14 protein-coding genes and 2 tRNA genes are annotated in these 16,133 nt (G+C 51.0%); 14 read left to right on the plus strand and 2 right to left on the minus strand.

Annotated elements, in window-relative coordinates:
* Nucleotides 1–18 precede the first annotated feature (18 nt).
* Both carB and greA read left to right on the plus strand, forming a co-directional pair.
* Nucleotides 19–3,243, plus strand: a complete 3,225-nt coding sequence (carB, locus tag J6J34_RS04400) for a carbamoyl-phosphate synthase large subunit (RefSeq protein ID WP_301719912.1) — start codon at nt 19–21, stop codon at nt 3,241–3,243.
* Nucleotides 3,240–3,716 carry a transcription elongation factor GreA gene (greA, locus tag J6J34_RS04405; RefSeq protein ID WP_301719913.1) on the plus strand — a complete coding sequence of 159 codons (477 nt, stop codon included), beginning with the start codon at nt 3,240–3,242 and terminating at the stop codon, nt 3,714–3,716. The genes carB and greA overlap by 4 nt, the downstream gene beginning before the upstream one ends.
* A gap of 21 nt (nt 3,717–3,737) precedes the next feature.
* Here the strand turns inward: greA and J6J34_RS04410 are convergent, their stop codons facing one another.
* Complete coding sequence (locus J6J34_RS04410) at nt 3,738–4,016, minus strand: helix-turn-helix domain-containing protein (protein ID WP_301719914.1); 279 nt, start codon at nt 4,014–4,016, stop codon at nt 3,738–3,740.
* 106 nt (nt 4,017–4,122) lie between these two features.
* On the opposite strand from J6J34_RS04410, the gene J6J34_RS04415 reads away from it, so the two are divergent.
* On the plus strand, nt 4,123–4,662 hold the full coding sequence (locus J6J34_RS04415) for a hypothetical protein (protein ID WP_301836622.1): 540 nt from the start codon (nt 4,123–4,125) through the stop codon (nt 4,660–4,662).
* Here the strand turns inward: J6J34_RS04415 and yhbY are convergent.
* A complete protein-coding gene (yhbY, locus tag J6J34_RS04420; RefSeq protein WP_301719916.1) occupies nt 4,659–4,967 on the minus strand; it encodes a ribosome assembly RNA-binding protein YhbY in 309 nt (102 codons plus the stop codon). The two genes, J6J34_RS04415 and yhbY, sit on opposite strands and share 4 nt — an antisense overlap.
* Nucleotides 4,968–5,047: 80 nt before the next feature.
* On the opposite strand from yhbY, the gene rlmE reads away from it, so the two are divergent.
* The 11 genes from rlmE to infB all read left to right on the plus strand — a co-directional run bounded on the left by rlmE (nt 5,048) and on the right by infB (nt 16,131).
* Nucleotides 5,048–5,674 carry a 23S rRNA (uridine(2552)-2'-O)-methyltransferase RlmE gene (rlmE, locus tag J6J34_RS04425; RefSeq protein WP_301719917.1) on the plus strand — a complete coding sequence of 209 codons (627 nt, stop codon included), beginning with the start codon at nt 5,048–5,050 and terminating at the stop codon, nt 5,672–5,674.
* Nucleotides 5,675–5,724: 50 nt separating this feature from the next.
* Nucleotides 5,725–7,647: an ATP-dependent zinc metalloprotease FtsH gene (ftsH, locus tag J6J34_RS04430; protein ID WP_301719918.1), complete on the plus strand. Its 1,923-nt coding sequence runs from the start codon at nt 5,725–5,727 to the stop codon at nt 7,645–7,647.
* A 46-nt stretch (nt 7,648–7,693) separates the two neighbouring features.
* Nucleotides 7,694–8,509, plus strand: coding sequence for a dihydropteroate synthase (gene folP / locus J6J34_RS04435; protein WP_301719919.1), 816 nt, complete (start codon nt 7,694–7,696; stop codon nt 8,507–8,509).
* Nucleotides 8,506–9,846 carry a phosphoglucosamine mutase gene (gene glmM / locus J6J34_RS04440; RefSeq protein ID WP_301719920.1) on the plus strand — a complete coding sequence of 447 codons (1,341 nt, stop codon included), beginning with the start codon at nt 8,506–8,508 and terminating at the stop codon, nt 9,844–9,846. The genes folP and glmM overlap by 4 nt, the downstream gene beginning before the upstream one ends.
* Nucleotides 9,847–9,956: 110 nt before the next feature.
* Nucleotides 9,957–10,733: a triose-phosphate isomerase gene (tpiA, locus tag J6J34_RS04445; protein WP_301719921.1), complete on the plus strand. Its 777-nt coding sequence runs from the start codon at nt 9,957–9,959 to the stop codon at nt 10,731–10,733.
* A gap of 2 nt (nt 10,734–10,735) precedes the next feature.
* Nucleotides 10,736–11,062 carry a preprotein translocase subunit SecG gene (gene secG / locus J6J34_RS04450; RefSeq protein ID WP_301719922.1) on the plus strand — a complete coding sequence of 109 codons (327 nt, stop codon included), beginning with the start codon at nt 10,736–10,738 and terminating at the stop codon, nt 11,060–11,062.
* A 12-nt stretch (nt 11,063–11,074) separates the two neighbouring features.
* Nucleotides 11,075–11,159 (plus strand) — tRNA-Leu (locus J6J34_RS04455).
* Nucleotides 11,160–11,223: 64 nt separating this feature from the next.
* Nucleotides 11,224–11,300, plus strand: a tRNA-Met gene (locus J6J34_RS04460).
* Nucleotides 11,301–11,458: 158 nt separating this feature from the next.
* Complete coding sequence (gene rimP, locus J6J34_RS04465; protein ID WP_301719923.1) at nt 11,459–11,917, plus strand: ribosome maturation factor RimP; 459 nt, start codon at nt 11,459–11,461, stop codon at nt 11,915–11,917.
* Between the two features lie 24 nt (nt 11,918–11,941).
* Nucleotides 11,942–13,441 (plus strand): transcription termination factor NusA, encoded by a 1,500-nt coding sequence (nusA, locus tag J6J34_RS04470; RefSeq protein WP_301719924.1) that lies wholly within the window; start codon nt 11,942–11,944, stop codon nt 13,439–13,441.
* A gap of 23 nt (nt 13,442–13,464) precedes the next feature.
* On the plus strand, nt 13,465–16,131 hold the full coding sequence (gene infB, locus J6J34_RS04475) for a translation initiation factor IF-2 (RefSeq protein WP_301719925.1): 2,667 nt from the start codon (nt 13,465–13,467) through the stop codon (nt 16,129–16,131).
* Nucleotides 16,132–16,133: the final 2 nt, after the last annotated feature.

The raw sequence follows: 16,133 nt of genomic DNA on the forward strand, positions 1-16,133 counted from the left end.
CGGAGGACGAACCGACTTATGCCAAAACGTACCGACATAAAAAGCATCCTCATTCTTGGCGCTGGCCCCATTGTTATTGGCCAGGCCTGTGAGTTTGACTATTCCGGAGCCCAAGCTTGTAAAGCCCTGCGTGAAGAGGGTTACAAGGTTATCTTGGTGAACTCCAACCCTGCCACCATCATGACTGATCCGGACATGGCCGATGTGACTTACATCGAGCCGATTCACTGGGAAGTCGTGGCGAAGATCATTGAAGTTGAACGCCCGGATGCGGTGCTACCCACCATGGGTGGCCAGACGGCACTCAACTGTGCGCTGGAACTGGATAAACACGGTGTACTGGAAAAGTACAAGGTGGAAATGATCGGCGCCAATGCGGATGCCATTGATAAAGCTGAAGACCGTGATCGCTTTGATAAAGCGATGAAAGCGATTGGACTGGAAACGCCAAACGCTGAGGTTGCTCATAACCTCGACGAAGCTTTCGATATTCTCGGTCGCTTAGGCTTTCCCTGTATTATTCGCCCGTCATTCACTATGGGCGGCAGCGGTGGCGGTATTGCCTATAACCGTGAAGAATTCGAAGAGATCTGCCGGCGCGGCCTGGATTTGTCGCCCACCAAAGAATTGCTTATTGATGAGTCGTTAATCGGCTGGAAAGAGTTTGAAATGGAAGTGGTGCGCGATAAAGCAGATAACTGCATTATTGTCTGTGCCATTGAAAACTTTGACGCGATGGGTATCCATACCGGTGACTCGATTACTGTGGCACCGGCGCAAACACTGACCGACAAAGAGTATCAAATCATGCGGAACGCGGCGATGGCCGTATTGCGTGAGATTGGTGTCGAAACCGGCGGTTCAAACGTGCAGTTTGGTATTGATCCTGATACGGGTCGCATGGTCGTCATTGAGATGAACCCACGGGTGTCTCGCTCTTCTGCTCTAGCCTCAAAGGCAACCGGATTCCCAATTGCCAAAGTGGCTGCAAAATTAGCCGTAGGCTATACCCTGGATGAACTCGAAAACGAGATCACCGGCGGCGTCACCCCTGCATCTTTTGAGCCAGCATTAGACTATGTCGTTACCAAAATTCCACGCTTTAATTTCGAGAAGTTTGCTGGCTGTAATGACCGCTTAACCACCCAGATGAAATCTGTCGGTGAGGTGATGGCCATTGGCCGTAATCAGCAGGAGTCCTTGCAAAAGGCACTGCGTGGTCTGGAGATCGGTGCAACCGGCTTTGACCCTATGGTCGACCCTAATGATGCAGAAGCACGTGGCAAAGTTATCCGGGAGCTTAAAGAGCCGGGCGCGGAACGAATTTTCTACATTGCTGATGCATTCCGCATCGGTATGACCGTGCGCGAAGTGTTCGAGCTGACCCGCATCGACGAATGGTATCTGATCCAGATTGAAGAGATCGTGCTGCTGGAAGCAGAGATTCAAAAACTGGGTATGACAGGTCTTGATGAGCGTGTGCTGCGGGTACTTAAACGCAAAGGTTTTGCTGATGCCCGTATCGCACAGATTCTTGACGTTGCTGAGACAGAAATTCGCCGTCGCCGCCATGAGTTAGGCGTCGTGCCTGTCTATAAACGTGTGGATACCTGTGCCGCCGAGTTTGCCTCGGATACCGCCTACATGTACTCGACCTATGACGAAGAGTGCGAAGCGGCGCCGACCGACCGTGACAAAATCATGGTGATCGGTGGTGGACCCAACCGTATCGGGCAGGGCATTGAGTTTGATTACTGCTGTGTACACGCTGCCTTAGCGTTGCGTGAAGACGGCTATGAAACCATCATGGTGAACTGTAACCCAGAGACGGTTTCAACGGATTACGACACTTCTGATCGGTTGTACTTTGAGCCTATTACTCTGGAAGACGTGCTGGAAATTGTTCGCGTCGAGCAACCTAAAGGCGTGATTGTGCAATACGGTGGCCAGACGCCATTGAAACTTGCGCGTGAGCTGGAAGCCAATGGTGTGCCCGTGATCGGCACCTCGCCAGATGCCATCGACCGCGCCGAAGACCGCGAGCGTTTCCAGAGCGCGGTACGCCGCTTAGGTCTCAAGCAACCTGAGAACGCGACCGTGACCAAGGTCGATGAAGCTCTGCGCGAAGCAGAGCGCATTGGCTATCCGCTGGTGGTACGGCCAAGCTACGTGCTTGGTGGCCGGGCGATGGAAATCGTTTACGATGAGACTGACTTGCACCGCTATCTGACGGATGCGGTGAAGGTATCCAATTCGGCCCCGGTGTTGCTGGATCGTTTCCTCGATAACGCAATTGAAGTGGATGTCGATGCCATCTGTGATGGTCAGGACGTGTTTATCGGCGGCATTATGCAACACATTGAACAAGCGGGGGTCCACTCAGGTGACTCGGCCTGTTCGTTACCACCGTACTCGTTAAGCGACAAAATTCAGGACGAGCTGCGTGAGCAGATGCGCAAGCTGGCCTTTGAACTTAACGTACAGGGGTTAATGAATGCTCAGTTCGCGGTGAAAGAAGACGAGATCTACCTGATTGAGGTGAATCCGCGTGCAGCCCGTACCGTACCCTTTGTTTCGAAAGCCACCGGTGTTCCGTTAGCAAAAATTGCGGCGCGGGTGATGGTGGGTCAGACCCTGAAGCAACAAGGGTACGACAAGGAAGTTATTCCGCCCTATTACTCGGTGAAAGAAGTCGTGATTCCGTTTGCTAAGTTCCAGGGCGTTGACCCCATTCGTGGCCCGGAAATGCGCTCCACAGGCGAAGTTATGGGCGTAGGTGAAAGCTTCGAAGAGGCCTATGCAAAAGCTAACCTGGGCGCAGGCGAAGCGCTGGCAAAAGCCGGCAAGGCCTTGTTATCGGTCCGGGATGGTGACAAAGCGCGGTTGTTTGACCTTGCCCGCGGTTTGATTGCACTTGGTTTTTCTCTGGAAGCAACGCGCGGTACTGCGAAACTGCTTAGCGGCGAGGGCATCTCCTGCTCGGTGGTGAATAAATTGCAGGAAGGCCGTCCAAATATTGTTGATGCAATTAAAAACGGCGAGTACAGTTACATTATCAATACCGTTGAAGGGCGCCAGGCAATTGAAGACTCGGTCTATATTCGCCGCGAAGCGCTCTTGAATAAAGTGATTTATACCACCACTTTGAATGCAGCATTTGCGACAGTTAAAGCAAATACTGCAGATGACCGGGCACGGGTAAACTCACTGCAGTCATTACATAAAAGGGTTGAAACAGCATGAGTCAGATTCCAATGACGACCCGCGGCGCCGAGATGCTGCGGGAGGAATTGAAACGTTTAAAGACTGAAGACCGACCGCGGATTATTCAGGCGATCTCTGATGCCCGTGAGCACGGCGATTTGAAAGAGAATGCGGAATATCACGCCGCCCGTGAACAACAGGGCTTTTGTGAAGGTCGTATTCAGGAAATTGAAGCCAAGCTATCCAATGCACAGATCATTGATGTCACCAAGGTCCCGAATCAGGGCAAAGTGATTTTTGGCGCGACAGTCACCCTGTACAATACAGTTACTGAAAAAGAAGTGACCTACCGTATCGTGGGTGACGATGAAGCTGATATCAAACAAAATCTGATTTCAGTGAACTCGCCAATTTCCCGTGCGCTCATCGGCAAACAAATCGATGATGTGGCACGCGTCAATACGCCAAACGGTGAAGTCGAATACGAAGTGGTGAAAGTCGAGTATAGTTAACTCGTCTTTCCCCTGGTTTGACTAATTTTTGTCATTTAAGAGCGCGACCAGTTCGCGCTCTTTTTGTTCGCGGTCTTCTTTGCTGGTCACCACAGCGCCGTGATAACTCTCGACATCTGGGAACACTTCTTCTATCGGTCGGTCCAGCGCTTTAGCGAGTGCCGCAGCCACAGATTGTGACCGGGCCTTGCGCGAAGCCACCTTTGAAATCAGCGAAGGGCTTTTCCCAAGAGCTTTAGCAAGCATTGAAAAATCATATCCTCGCTGGGCTAATTCCTTTTTAATTTTATTACTATCCATCGTCGCTCTGCTGTGGTTGAATGTAGCTCATTGTGAACTTAAGTGGAGTTCACAGTGCGTTCAAAAGAACTAAAAAAGTGGGTCAAAAGACAAATATTAAGGAAAAATGATGTCAAATGACACTAAAATAAATACTACACATAGGGCGCAGAAAAGCAAAGTAGAAATACTCAGTATGGACGAGTGTATTGCGCGGTTGAAGCTGTATTACGGTGATTTACCCCTGGCAAAAATCATGCGTAAAATCGGCATACCCAACTCAACATATGCGAACTGGCGCAAACGCGGCACAGTCACCAGCGATCAGTTGGTGGTAGGACTGATTAACGCAGGTATATCATTAGATTGGTTTTTCTCTCCCGACAAACAGCTGAATTATCCTACGCCTTCGCAACTGCATCTGGCCGAAGCAGTGCAATCTGAGTATCAAAGGGCTTCAGAACGGGCACAGGTAATCAAAGCAGTGGAAGCGATCGAACCATTGTTCAGACTTTTTAATCTGGAGAAAACTGAGGATAACCAGGCGTTACTGGTGGAAACTTATCTGGCCCGCAGAGCGGACCATGTCACAGCTAGTTTTGCGATTAAACAAGTCGCCAAGGCGCTTGCCAGCGCCCAACGCAACATGAAGAAACCGCGCAGTTAACTGCGCGGTAATTGAATTTTCCCTTCCGGACCCGGTTTATAAAGGGTCAGCACCTTACCTACGACTTGTACCCGATACGCCTGCGTATGCGCGACGATGGTGGTATAAATCTGCTCACGTAGTTCACGGTCGTCTTCAGGGACCCGAACCTTAATCAGTTCATGATGATTAAGCGCAAGGTCGATTTCCGCCATTACGCCTTCGGTAAGGCCATTTCCGCCTAATAACACCACCGGTTTGAGCTTGTGTGCCAAGCTTTTTAGGTGTTGTTTCTGTTTATTGCTTAAAGTTAACCCTGCAGCCATGTAATAATATCCTACTATCTCTTGAATTTTCGCTATTCTACCGCCATCTGGGTAGTAGAAGCCAGTTTGGTATTGAGGCTATGGGTAAAAAACGATCAGCAAGCAGTTCACGGTGGTTGCAGGAACACTTTAGCGACCATTATGTACAGAAGGCCCAAAAGCAGGGCCTACGCTCCCGGGCGGTATTTAAAATTGATGAAATTCAGCAAAAGGATCATATCTTAAAACAAGGTATGACGGTGGTGGATCTTGGTGCAGCGCCTGGCGGCTGGTCGCAGTATGTGGTCGAGAAGCTGGAAGGCAACTGTCAGGTCATTGCCTGTGACATTCTGCCTATGGATCCGATCGCTGGCGTCGATTTTCTCGAAGGTGACTTTCGCGAAGAAAGTGTTTTGGAGGCTCTGCTGACCCGAATCGGGGGCAAGAACGTAGACGTAGTGTTGTCGGATATGGCGCCGAATATGAGCGGTAACGATAACGTTGACTTGCCACGGTCAATGTACCTGGTCGAACTGGCCTTAGATATGTGTCACCAGGTATTGAAACCGAATGGCAGTTTTGTCGTCAAAGTATTTCATGGACAAGGTTTTGAAGAGTTTCTGAAAGCCGTGCGCGGCGCGTTCACAACGGTTCGCACACGTAAGCCAGACTCGTCTCGGGCTCGTTCCCGAGAGGTGTATCTGGTAGCTACGGGATACAAATTGTAGTACGCTGTTGGCAGCGAGCTAAGCAACGCAAATAAATGAGGTAGTCAGCTTTGAGCGATATGGCAAAAAATCTAATTCTTTGGCTGGTGATCGCCGTCGTATTAATGACGGTGTTCAATAGTTTTAGTCCCGGTAACGGCACAAGTGCCCAGGTTCCCTACAGCCAGTTTGTTTCGCAGGTAAACAACGGCGGTATCCGCAAAGCTGATATCGACGGTCGCGTGATCACGGCGCAATCGCGGACAGGTGAAACCTTTACCACAGTAATTCCACTCAACGACCCTGAGCTGATGAACGATCTGCTTAAGAACAACGTTGAAGTTGTCGGTAAGCCTCCCGAAGAGCCAAGTATTCTGACTTCGATCTTCATCTCGTGGTTCCCGATGCTGCTGTTGATTGGTGTGTGGATATTCTTCATGCGTCAGATGCAGGGCGGCGGCGGTGGCCGTGGTGCCATGAGCTTTGGTAAGAGTAAAGCGCGGCTGATGAGTGAAGAGCAGATTAAAACGACGTTCAGTGATGTTGCTGGCTGTGACGAAGCCAAAGAAGAGGTTTCTGAACTGGTTGAGTACTTGCGCGATCCAACCAAGTTCCAGCGCTTAGGTGGTAAAATCCCTACGGGCGTACTTATGGTAGGACCTCCTGGTACGGGTAAGACATTGCTTGCTAAAGCGATTTCCGGCGAAGCAAAAGTCCCGTTTTTCTCTATTTCAGGTTCTGATTTCGTTGAAATGTTCGTCGGTGTCGGTGCCTCTCGAGTGCGTGACATGTTCGAGCAAGCGAAAAAGTCAGCGCCTTGCATTATCTTTATTGACGAGATTGATGCTGTGGGTCGTCAGCGTGGCGCAGGCCTCGGTGGTGGACACGATGAGCGTGAGCAGACTCTGAACCAAATGTTGGTTGAGATGGATGGTTTCGAAGGCAACGAAGGTATTATTGTCATCGCTGCAACCAACCGTCCTGACGTACTTGACCCTGCGCTACTGCGTCCAGGTCGCTTTGACCGCCAGGTGATGGTCGGTTTACCTGACGTCCGTGGCCGTGAACAAATTCTGAAAGTACACATGCGCAAAGTGCCTTTAGGTGATGATGTTGATGCATCTCTAATCGCGCGCGGTACTCCTGGATTCTCAGGTGCTGATTTGGCGAACCTGGTCAACGAGGCAGCGTTATTTGCCGCCCGCTCTGACAAACGCGTCGTCGCGATGGAAGAGTTTGATAAAGCCAAGGACAAGATCATGATGGGCGCGGAGCGTCGCTCAATGGTCATGACCGATGATGAAAAAGCGCAGACTGCGTACCACGAAGCGGGACACGCTATCGTTGGCCGGCTGGTGCCAGAGCATGACCCAGTTTACAAGGTCTCGATTATTCCACGTGGGCGGGCGCTGGGTGTAACTATGTACCTGCCTGAACAAGATCGCGTCAGCCATTCCAAGCAGCACCTGGAAAGCATGATTTCGAGTTTATTCGGTGGCCGTCTGGCAGAACAAATCATCTATGGCGATGAGAAAGTGACCACCGGTGCCTCGAATGACATTGAACGGGCGACGCAAATTGCGAAGAAAATGGTCACGCAATGGGGCTTATCAGAAAAAATGGGGCCTTTGCTGTACGCTGACGACGAGAATGAAGTATTCCTCGGACGCTCGGTGACCCAGCATAAGCACATGTCTGATGAAACCGCGCGGGCGATTGATCAGGAAGTAAAACTCTTTATTGATCGTAACTATGATCGGGCGAAACGTATTCTCGAAGAGAATGTCGATATTCTGCATTCAATGAAAGATGCGTTGATGCAGTATGAAACCATCGACGCGGACCAGATTGATGATTTGATGAATCGTCGGGACGTGCGTCAGCCACGTGACTGGAACAAGCCGGATCGTAACGATGACTCAAGCGGAGGAGCGGCAGCGAGCTCAGATGAGCAGCCGTTGACGGATAAACCGGGCGACGCCCCCGCAAATTAAAGTATGAAAAGCCCCGGAGACGGGGCTTTTTTTTGAGGATCGAAGTATGGCAGCTGCAACAGCTCTTCCCAAAGTGATGGGAATTCTCAACGTCACCCCTGATTCTTTTTCTGACGGTGGCCGTTTCAACAGTGTTGATCGTGCCTTGCAACAGGCCGAACAAATGATTGCCGATGGCGCGGACTATCTGGACATTGGCGGTGAGTCGACGCGTCCGGGGGCCGACGCTGTCAGTGTTCAGGAAGAAATCGATCGGGTGATGCCTGTGATTGCCCGCCTGCGTCAGGAGTTTGACGTGGCACTGTCGCTGGACACCTGTAAAACAGCAGTGATGGCCGAAGGGCTGAATCAGGGCATTGCGCTGGTGAATGATATTCGAGCGCTGCGGGATGAAGGCGCACTGGCCTTGTTAGCCCAGCATGATGTCGACGTGTGTTTGATGCACATGCAAGGCGAGCCGCGGACCATGCAGCATCAACCGCGTTATGAAGACGTTGTGATTGAGGTGAAAGCGTTTTTACAGCAACGTATTCGCGCCTGCGACGAAGCGGGAATCGCGCGTGAACGGATTTATCTTGATCCGGGCTTTGGTTTTGGCAAGAGCGTAAGGCATAATTATCAATTGCTGCAACGCATGCAGGCCTTGCACGAGCTGCAGCTACCACTGTTGGTAGGTGTCTCCCGCAAGTCGATGCTGGGACATGTGACCGGACGAGAGGTGGAAGATCGCTTACCAGCGAGTCTTGCCGCTGCGACGATTGCAGCAATGAAAGGGGCGCGAATTATTCGCGTGCATGATGTCAGGGAAACGGTTGATGCAATGAAAGTCGTTGCAGCAACCTTGGCTGGAGATTTCAGTTGAGTGAACGTAAGTATTTTGGCACCGATGGTGTCCGTGGTCGGGTCGGCGATTTTCCAATAACCCCAGATTTTGCGGTAAAGCTAGGCTGGGCAGCCGGTACGGTTTTTGCGAAGTCGGGCAACCAAAGAGTGCTGGTCGGCAAAGATACCCGCTTGTCCGGCTATATGCTGGAGTCAGCTTTAGAAGCCGGCTTACTCTCCGCCGGCGTTAGCGTCGAGTTTTTGGGGCCGATGCCGACGCCTGCTGTGGCTTATTTAACGCGTAACTTTCGTGCCGCGGCAGGGATAGTAATCAGTGCCTCGCACAATCCCTATTACGATAACGGTATTAAGTTTTTCTCGGATTCGGGAAGCAAGCTGCCTGATGCCGTTGAGAGCGAAATCGAGCGACTACTGGATGAGCCGCTGGTATGTGTTCCGTCAGAGCAAATGGGGCGGGCCAGCCGCATCGACGATGCACCGGGGCGTTACATTGAGTTTTGTAAGAGTGTATTCCCCTCTGAGTTGTCCTTAAGCGGACTGACCATTGTCGTGGATTGCGCCCATGGTGCGACCTACCATATCGCGCCAGACGTTTTACGCGAGCTGGGCGCTACGGTACACGAAATTGGTACGGCACCAAACGGGATCAATATTAATGCTGACTGTGGTGCGACTGAGTTGAAAAGCCTGCAGGCGAGTGTTCGTGAACATAAGGCTGACCTTGGCTTTGCACTGGACGGCGACGGTGACCGCTTGATGATGGTGACCAGCGAAGGACGGGTTGTCGACGGTGACGATGTGATTTATATCCTCGCCCGCGCAGCCCAGCAAGATGGTCTGTTGCAGGGCGGAATCGTGGGTACGCTGATGTCGAATTTTGCGCTGGAGAAATTCTTCGCCGATCGCAAAATCCCCTTTGTGCGAGCTAAAGTTGGCGATCGCTATGTCATGGAAGAGCTGGTTAAACGGGACTGGAAGATCGGTGGCGAGAACTCAGGCCACCTTATCAATCGTCAGTTCCACAGTACCGGCGATGGGATTATCGCGGGGCTACAGGTGCTGACAGCAATGCAGCGGGAACAATGCAGCTTAAGTGATCTGCTAAAAGGTTTTGAAAAATATCCGCAGGCTCTGATTAATGTGCGCTTCCAGGCCGGCTCGGATCCGTTAGCAGATTCGGCGGTGCAGTCTGCCGTTGCAGACGTTGAAAAACGGCTTGGCAATGAAGGCCGCGTTCTGCTGCGTAAATCCGGCACCGAACCGCTGATTCGGGTCATGGTTGAAGGCCGCGATGCGCAGTCCGTAAAAACCCTGGCCCAGCAAATCGCAGGTGAAGTTGAGGCGGCGGCGAATTAATGAGCAGTCTCGCTGTTTTGTAGTATTCAGTACTTGTAAGTTGGCGGCAGGTTATGTAATATCTCGCCGCTCTTAAGGTAGCAATTAAAACGCACTTAATAGAGGCATTTATGCAACGGCAACCCTTGGTCATCGCGAACTGGAAAATGAATGGCAATCGCCACCTTACCAGCCAGCTGGCAGAGGCTCTGCGTGAGTCAGGTGCGCTTTTGAACGATGTCTCAGTGGTGGTGTGTCCACCGGCAGTGTTGTTACCGGCCTGGCAAAGCGAAGTGTTCTACGACGATGTGCATTTAGGCGCGCAAGATGTAAATGAGCATCACGCCGGTGCCCATACGGGTGAACACAGCCTGCAGTTGCTTACCGAAACTGGCGCTGAATATGTACTGATCGGGCACTCTGAACGCCGTCAGTTGTACGGCGACTCAGACGATCGGGTGCAAGCCAAAGTAGACGCAGTGTTAGCGTTTCAAGAGCAAAAGCTTAAGGTCGTGTTATGCCTCGGCGAACACGAACATGAGCGTGATAATGGCGAGACCTTTGCAAGAATTGAAGGACAGTTAGCTAAGGCGTTAGCTAATGTCAGCGCGGCACAACTCGCGCATGTGGTGATAGCTTATGAACCCGTTTGGGCAATAGGCACCGGTAAAACGGCAAGTCCACAGCAAGCACAAGAAGTACACGCATTTATACGAAATTGGTTGCAGCAGCGTTATGATGCGGCTGCAGCAACAGTGCCATTGCTGTACGGTGGCAGTGTCAAAGCGGATAGCGCTCCCGCATTATTCGCAGAAACAGACATTGATGGCGGCTTGATCGGCGGCGCAAGTTTAGAACCTGAAGCGTTCCTTGCAATTTGTCGTGCGGCTCAAGCCCGGAGAAGCTAACTATGTACGAATTTTTAATGATTGCGTATCTTATCGTTGCCATTGTGCTGGTCGGAATTATCATGATTCAGCAAGGTAAAGGTGCAGATATGGGCGCGTCGTTCGGTGCCGGCTCATCAAACACAGTGTTTGGCTCCGGTGGTTCAGGTAACTTCCTGACCCGTACGACTGCTGTGATTGCAATTGTGTTTTTTGTTTTAAGTCTGATTTTAGGCAACTTGTCGTCAGGTTCAGGTGATGTTGAGAGCGAATTCGAGAACATCGAAGCGCCAGCTCCTGTGAACCAGGAAGTCCCAACTTCTGGTAACGACGTACCAGAGTCAGAATAACTAACGATTTATGCGGATGTGGTGGAATTGGTAGACACGCTATCTTGAGGGGGTAGTGCTTTCGGGCGTGCGGGTTCAAGTCCCGCCATCCGCACCAAATTGGCAACCTGTTTTGGTTGCGTTTCCTTCGGGAATCTTTATAATATGGACACGTTTTCGGACGCGGGGTGGAGCAGTCTGGTAGCTCGTCGGGCTCATAACCCGAAGGTCGTAGGTTCAAATCCTGCCCCCGCAACCATTTAACAAAGGGTCCAGTGTTCGAAAAGCCCCGCTTCTGTCCGGGGCTTTTTACTATGTGACCTCTGCTGCAATGCGGTACGACATCAGATGTCGGGCGAATTAGCAGTCATAACACTGGGCGTTTACGCCCTTTTTTTGTTTCAGGAGTTCAAGAATTTGGCACGTATTGAAGAACGCTTAGTCACCATGATTGAGCCAGCAGTAGCGGCATTAGGTTTTGAATTGTGGGGCGTAGAATTTGTTCGCGCAGGCAAACATTCGACCTTGCGGGTGTACATTGACCATGAAGATGGTATTGGTGTTGACGACTGCGCCGATGTAAGTCATCAGGTGAGTGCGTTACTGGATGTGGAAGACCCGATTAATAGCGAGTACTACCTGGAAGTGTCCTCGCCGGGAATGGAACGTCCGTTCTTCAGTGCTGCGCAAATGCAGAACTATCTAGGCGAAACTGCGGCAGTGGAATTGACCATGGCGCAGCAAAACAGACGTAAATTTAAAGGTGTCATCAAAGCAGTTGATGGCAACTCAGTTGAATTCGAAGTTGAGGGTGAACCAATGACGGTGAATTACTCAGCAGTGAAAAAAGCTCATTTAGTTCCTCAGTTAAACTAAGGATTGCGCAGGCGAGGCAAGATAATGGCAAAAGAAATTTTATTAGTTGCAGAAGCTGTTTCGAACGAAAAAGACGTTTCGAAAGACAAAATCTTTGAGGCTCTGGAGTCTGCGTTAGCGCATGCAACGAAAAAGAAATACGACGGTGACATCGATGTACGGGTCAGTATTGACCGCACCACAGGTGATTTTGACACCTACCGCCGCTGGTTAGTGGTCGATGATGCAGAGCAGCCGCTTGAGCACCCGTACCGCGAGATCAGTCTGGCTGCTGCACAATACGAAGATGAGTCTGTGCAAGCCGGCGATTTTGTTGAAGAACAAATTGACTCGATTGAATTTGATCGCATCACCACGCAAACCGCCAAGCAAGTTATCGTGCAGAAAGTGCGTGAAGCTGAGCGTGCAAAAGTGGTGGATGAATATCAGGACCAGGTCGGTGAGCTGGTCAGCGGTATTGTGAAACGCGCCAATCGTGAGCACGTCCTGCTGGATTTGGGCAATAACGCTGAAGCAATGATTTATCGTGAAGAAATGCTACCACGCGAATCTGTGCGTGTTGGTGACCGCGTCCGCGGTTTGCTTTATGAAGTTCGCCCGGAAGCGCGCGGTGCGCAGTTATTTGTCAGTCGCACCAACCCAGACTTTCTGATTGAGCTGTTCCGTATCGAAGTGCCGGAAATCGGCGAAGAAATGATTGAAATCCGCGGTGCAGCACGCGATCCGGGTTCACGGGCGAAAATTGCGGTTAAAAGCAATGACCGCCGCATTGACCCTGTTGGAGCTTGCGTAGGTATGCGTGGCGCCCGGGTGCAAGCCGTATCGGGTGAACTTGGTGGTGAGCGCGTAGATATCGTGTTGTGGGATGATAACCCGGCACAGTTCGTGATTAACGCTATGGCGCCAGCTGAAGTGGCATCTATCGTTGTTGACGAAGATGCGCACACCATGGATATCGCGGTAGAGGAAGGTAATCTTGCTCAGGCCATCGGTAAAGCCGGACAGAACGTGCGCCTTGCCAGTCAGTTGACCGGCTGGCAATTGAATGTGATGTCAGTGGATGAGTTTACCGAGAAAAACGAAGCTGAAGCACAGCGCTTGCTTGACTTGTTTACTAAACACCTCGCTATTGACGAAGATTTTGCGGCGGTGTTAGTCGATGAAGGTTTCTCATCGCTGGAAGAAGTCGCTTATGTGCCGATGGACGAGCTGCTGACCATTGAAGGTATGGACGAAGATATCGTCGAAGAATTACGTAGCCGTGCGCGTGGAGTTTTAACTACGAAAGCATTGGCAGATGAAGAGTCGCTTGAGAGCGTTGAGCCGGATGAAACCTTGCTAAATCTTGAAGGTTTGGACCGTCACTTGGCCTATGTGCTTGCTAGTAAGGGTATTGTTACTCTTGAAAACCTGGCTGAGCAGGGCATTGACGATCTCGCGGAAATTGAAGAGTTAACCGAACAACGGGCTGGTGAGCTAATTATGCAGGCGCGTAATATTTGCTGGTTCGGTGACGAAGAATAAGATCAACGGGGGTACGACAGACTATGGATGAAGTAACGCTGGATAAACTAGCTAAAGATGTAGGTACGACAGTTGATCGTTTAGTGACACAGTTTGCTGAAGCGGGCATGAAGAAGAAGCCGGGCGACTCAGTCACAGAAGACGAAAAGCAAGCGCTGTTGGCGCATTTGAATAAAGCTCATGGCGGTAAAGGTCCGCAAGAGCCAAGTAAAATGACGTTGAAGCGTAAAGAAAAAAGCACGCTTAGCATTGGCGGTGGCCCGGGTAAGAGCAAGTCAGTGCAGGTGGAAGTGCGCAAGAAGCGTACCTACGTGAAACGTTCGACGCTGGAAGATGAGCAGAAAGCTGAGCAGGAAAAAGCTGAGCAAGAACGCGCTGCAGCGGAAGCCAAACGTCAGGAAGAAGAAGCAAAAGCAGCTGCTGAAGCAAAAGCAAAAGCGGAAAAGAAAGCGGCCGAGGACAAGGCTAAGCAAGAAGCAGCTCGTAAAGAGAAAGAAAAAGCCAAGGCGAAAGCAGAAGCAGAAAAGCGTGCTGCGATGACGCCTGAAGAGCGTAAAAAAGCCGATGAAGCTAAGGCAGAAGCGGAACGCTTGCGTAAAACGCAAGAAGAAGAGGCTCGTAAGAAAGCCGAAGCTGAAGCTGCACGTCAGGCCGAAGAAGCGCGCAAATTAGCAGAAGAAAACTCTGCACGCTGGCAGGAAGAAGAAGCTAAGCGTAAGCAGGCTGAACAGGAAGATGTTCACTTCACCACCTCCGAGTACGCCAAAGAAGCGGAAGACGAGCAGGACGTTGATGAAGAGCGTCGTAACCGTAAGAAGCAGAAGCGTCGTCGTGGTGACGATGAGCGCGATGAAACCCCGCGTCGCGAAAAACGTCGTAAGGGTTCCAAACGTTCCAGCTTGCACCAGGCATTCACTAAGCCGGCCTCACCGGTAGAGCGTGAAGTGAAGCTCGGTGAAACCATTACCGTTGGTGAACTGGCCAGCCGTATGGCAATTAAAGCCAGCGAAGTCATCAAAGCGATGATGAAGATGGGCGAAATGGTCACCATTAATCAGGTGCTTGATCAGGAAACTGCGTCACTTGTGGTTGAAGAAATGGGCCATAAAGTGGTGTTGGTTAGTGATAATGCGCTTGAGCAGGAAGTTCTTGCCGATCGTAATGAAGACGATCAGCAGAAGTCACCACGCGCGCCTGTGGTGACCGTAATGGGCCATGTTGACCATGGTAAAACCTCATTACTTGACCATATCCGTAAAGCGAAGGTTGCTGCCGGCGAAGCGGGTGGTATCACCCAGCATATCGGTGCGTATCACGTAGAAACCGATCACGGCATGATCACTTTCCTTGATACTCCTGGTCACGCAGCCTTTACTTCGATGCGGGCACGTGGTGCCGGTGCAACGGATATCGTTATCCTGGTCGTAGCCGCGGACGATGGTGTTATGCCACAGACCGTAGAAGCGATTCAGCATGCCAAAGCCGCAGGGGTACCACTGGTGGTTGCCATTAATAAAATGGATAAACCAGAAGCCGATCCGGATCGGGTGAAGAACGAATTAGCACAACGTGACGTTATCCCTGAAGACTGGGGCGGTGACGTACAGTTTGTGCCGGTGTCAGCACACTCAGGTGAAGGCGTTGATGCACTGCTTGAAGCCATCTTGTTGCAATCAGAGGTACTTGATTTGCAAGCCGTTACTGACGGTATGGCGCACGGCATCGTGATTGAGTCACGACTGGATAAAGGTCGTGGACCGGTAGCCTCTATCCTGGTTCAGGAAGGCACCTTACGCCAAGGCGATATCGTTCTCTGTGGTCTTGAGTATGGCCGTATCCGAGCGATGCGTGACGAGCTTGGTCGTGATGTCAAAGAAGCCGGCCCATCTATTCCGGTAGAGATTTTAGGTCTCTCTGGCGTACCACAAGCCGGTGACGAAGCGACCGTTGTTAAAGACGAGCGTAAAGCACGTGAAGTTGCGAACTATCGTCAAGGTAAGTACCGCGAAATCAAATTAGCGAAACAACAGAAAGCGAAGCTGGAAAACATGTTTGCAAACATGCAGGAAGGCGACGTGAAAGAACTGAACATCGTACTCAAGTCTGATGTACAAGGTTCACTTGAAGCTATTGCGGATTCGTTACAGAAACTGTCAACCGATGAAGTTAAAGTGAACATTATCGGTAGTGGTGTTGGCGGTATTACCGAGACCGATGCCTCGCTGGCCGGCGCATCGAATGCCATCATCGTTGGTTTCAACGTGCGTGCAGACGCTTCTGCCAAGCGAGTGATTGAGCAAGAAGCAGTGGATCTGCGTTACTACAGCGTCATTTATGACCTGATTGATGAAATCAAGTTAGCGATGGGCGGTATGTTAGCGCCAGAGTTCAAGCAGCAAATCATTGGTCTTGCTGAAGTTCGTGACGTGTTCAAGTCACCGAAAATTGGCGCGATTGCCGGTTGTATGGTTACTGAAGGTATCGTTAAACGTTCTGCCCCAATTCGTGTGCTGCGTGACAACGTGGTGATTTACGAAGGTGAACTGGAATCCTTACGTCGCTTTAAAGACGACGTGCAGGAAGTTCGCAGCGGTATGGAATGTGGTATCGGCGTGAAGAACTACAACGACGTAAAAGTTGGCGACCAGATTGAGGTCTTCGAAACTGTCCAGATCGAGCGGAGCCTTTAACT

It is taken from the genome of Pseudidiomarina terrestris, from assembly GCF_030466405.1.
Lineage (GTDB): Bacteria > Pseudomonadota > Gammaproteobacteria > Enterobacterales > Alteromonadaceae > Pseudidiomarina > Pseudidiomarina terrestris.

What these genes read in the sequence shown, in the direction of transcription:
- rlmE (WP_301719917.1), top strand. Translation starts at nt 5,048, where the DNA reads ATGGGTAAAAAACGATCAGCAAGCAGTTCACGGTGGTTGCAGGAACAC.
- carB (WP_301719912.1), top strand. Translation starts at nt 19, where the DNA reads ATGCCAAAACGTACCGACATAAAAAGCATCCTCATTCTTGGCGCTGGC.
- yhbY (WP_301719916.1), bottom strand. Translation starts at nt 4,967, where the DNA reads ATGGCTGCAGGGTTAACTTTAAGCAATAAACAGAAACAACACCTAAAA.
- greA (WP_301719913.1), top strand. Translation starts at nt 3,240, where the DNA reads ATGAGTCAGATTCCAATGACGACCCGCGGCGCCGAGATGCTGCGGGAG.
- infB (WP_301719925.1), top strand. Translation starts at nt 13,465, where the DNA reads ATGGATGAAGTAACGCTGGATAAACTAGCTAAAGATGTAGGTACGACA.
- tpiA (WP_301719921.1), top strand. Translation starts at nt 9,957, where the DNA reads ATGCAACGGCAACCCTTGGTCATCGCGAACTGGAAAATGAATGGCAAT.
- J6J34_RS04410 (WP_301719914.1), bottom strand. Translation starts at nt 4,016, where the DNA reads ATGGATAGTAATAAAATTAAAAAGGAATTAGCCCAGCGAGGATATGAT.
- nusA (WP_301719924.1), top strand. Translation starts at nt 11,942, where the DNA reads ATGGCAAAAGAAATTTTATTAGTTGCAGAAGCTGTTTCGAACGAAAAA.
- J6J34_RS04415 (WP_301836622.1), top strand. Translation starts at nt 4,123, where the DNA reads ATGATGTCAAATGACACTAAAATAAATACTACACATAGGGCGCAGAAA.
- secG (WP_301719922.1), top strand. Translation starts at nt 10,736, where the DNA reads ATGTACGAATTTTTAATGATTGCGTATCTTATCGTTGCCATTGTGCTG.
- folP (WP_301719919.1), top strand. Translation starts at nt 7,694, where the DNA reads ATGGCAGCTGCAACAGCTCTTCCCAAAGTGATGGGAATTCTCAACGTC.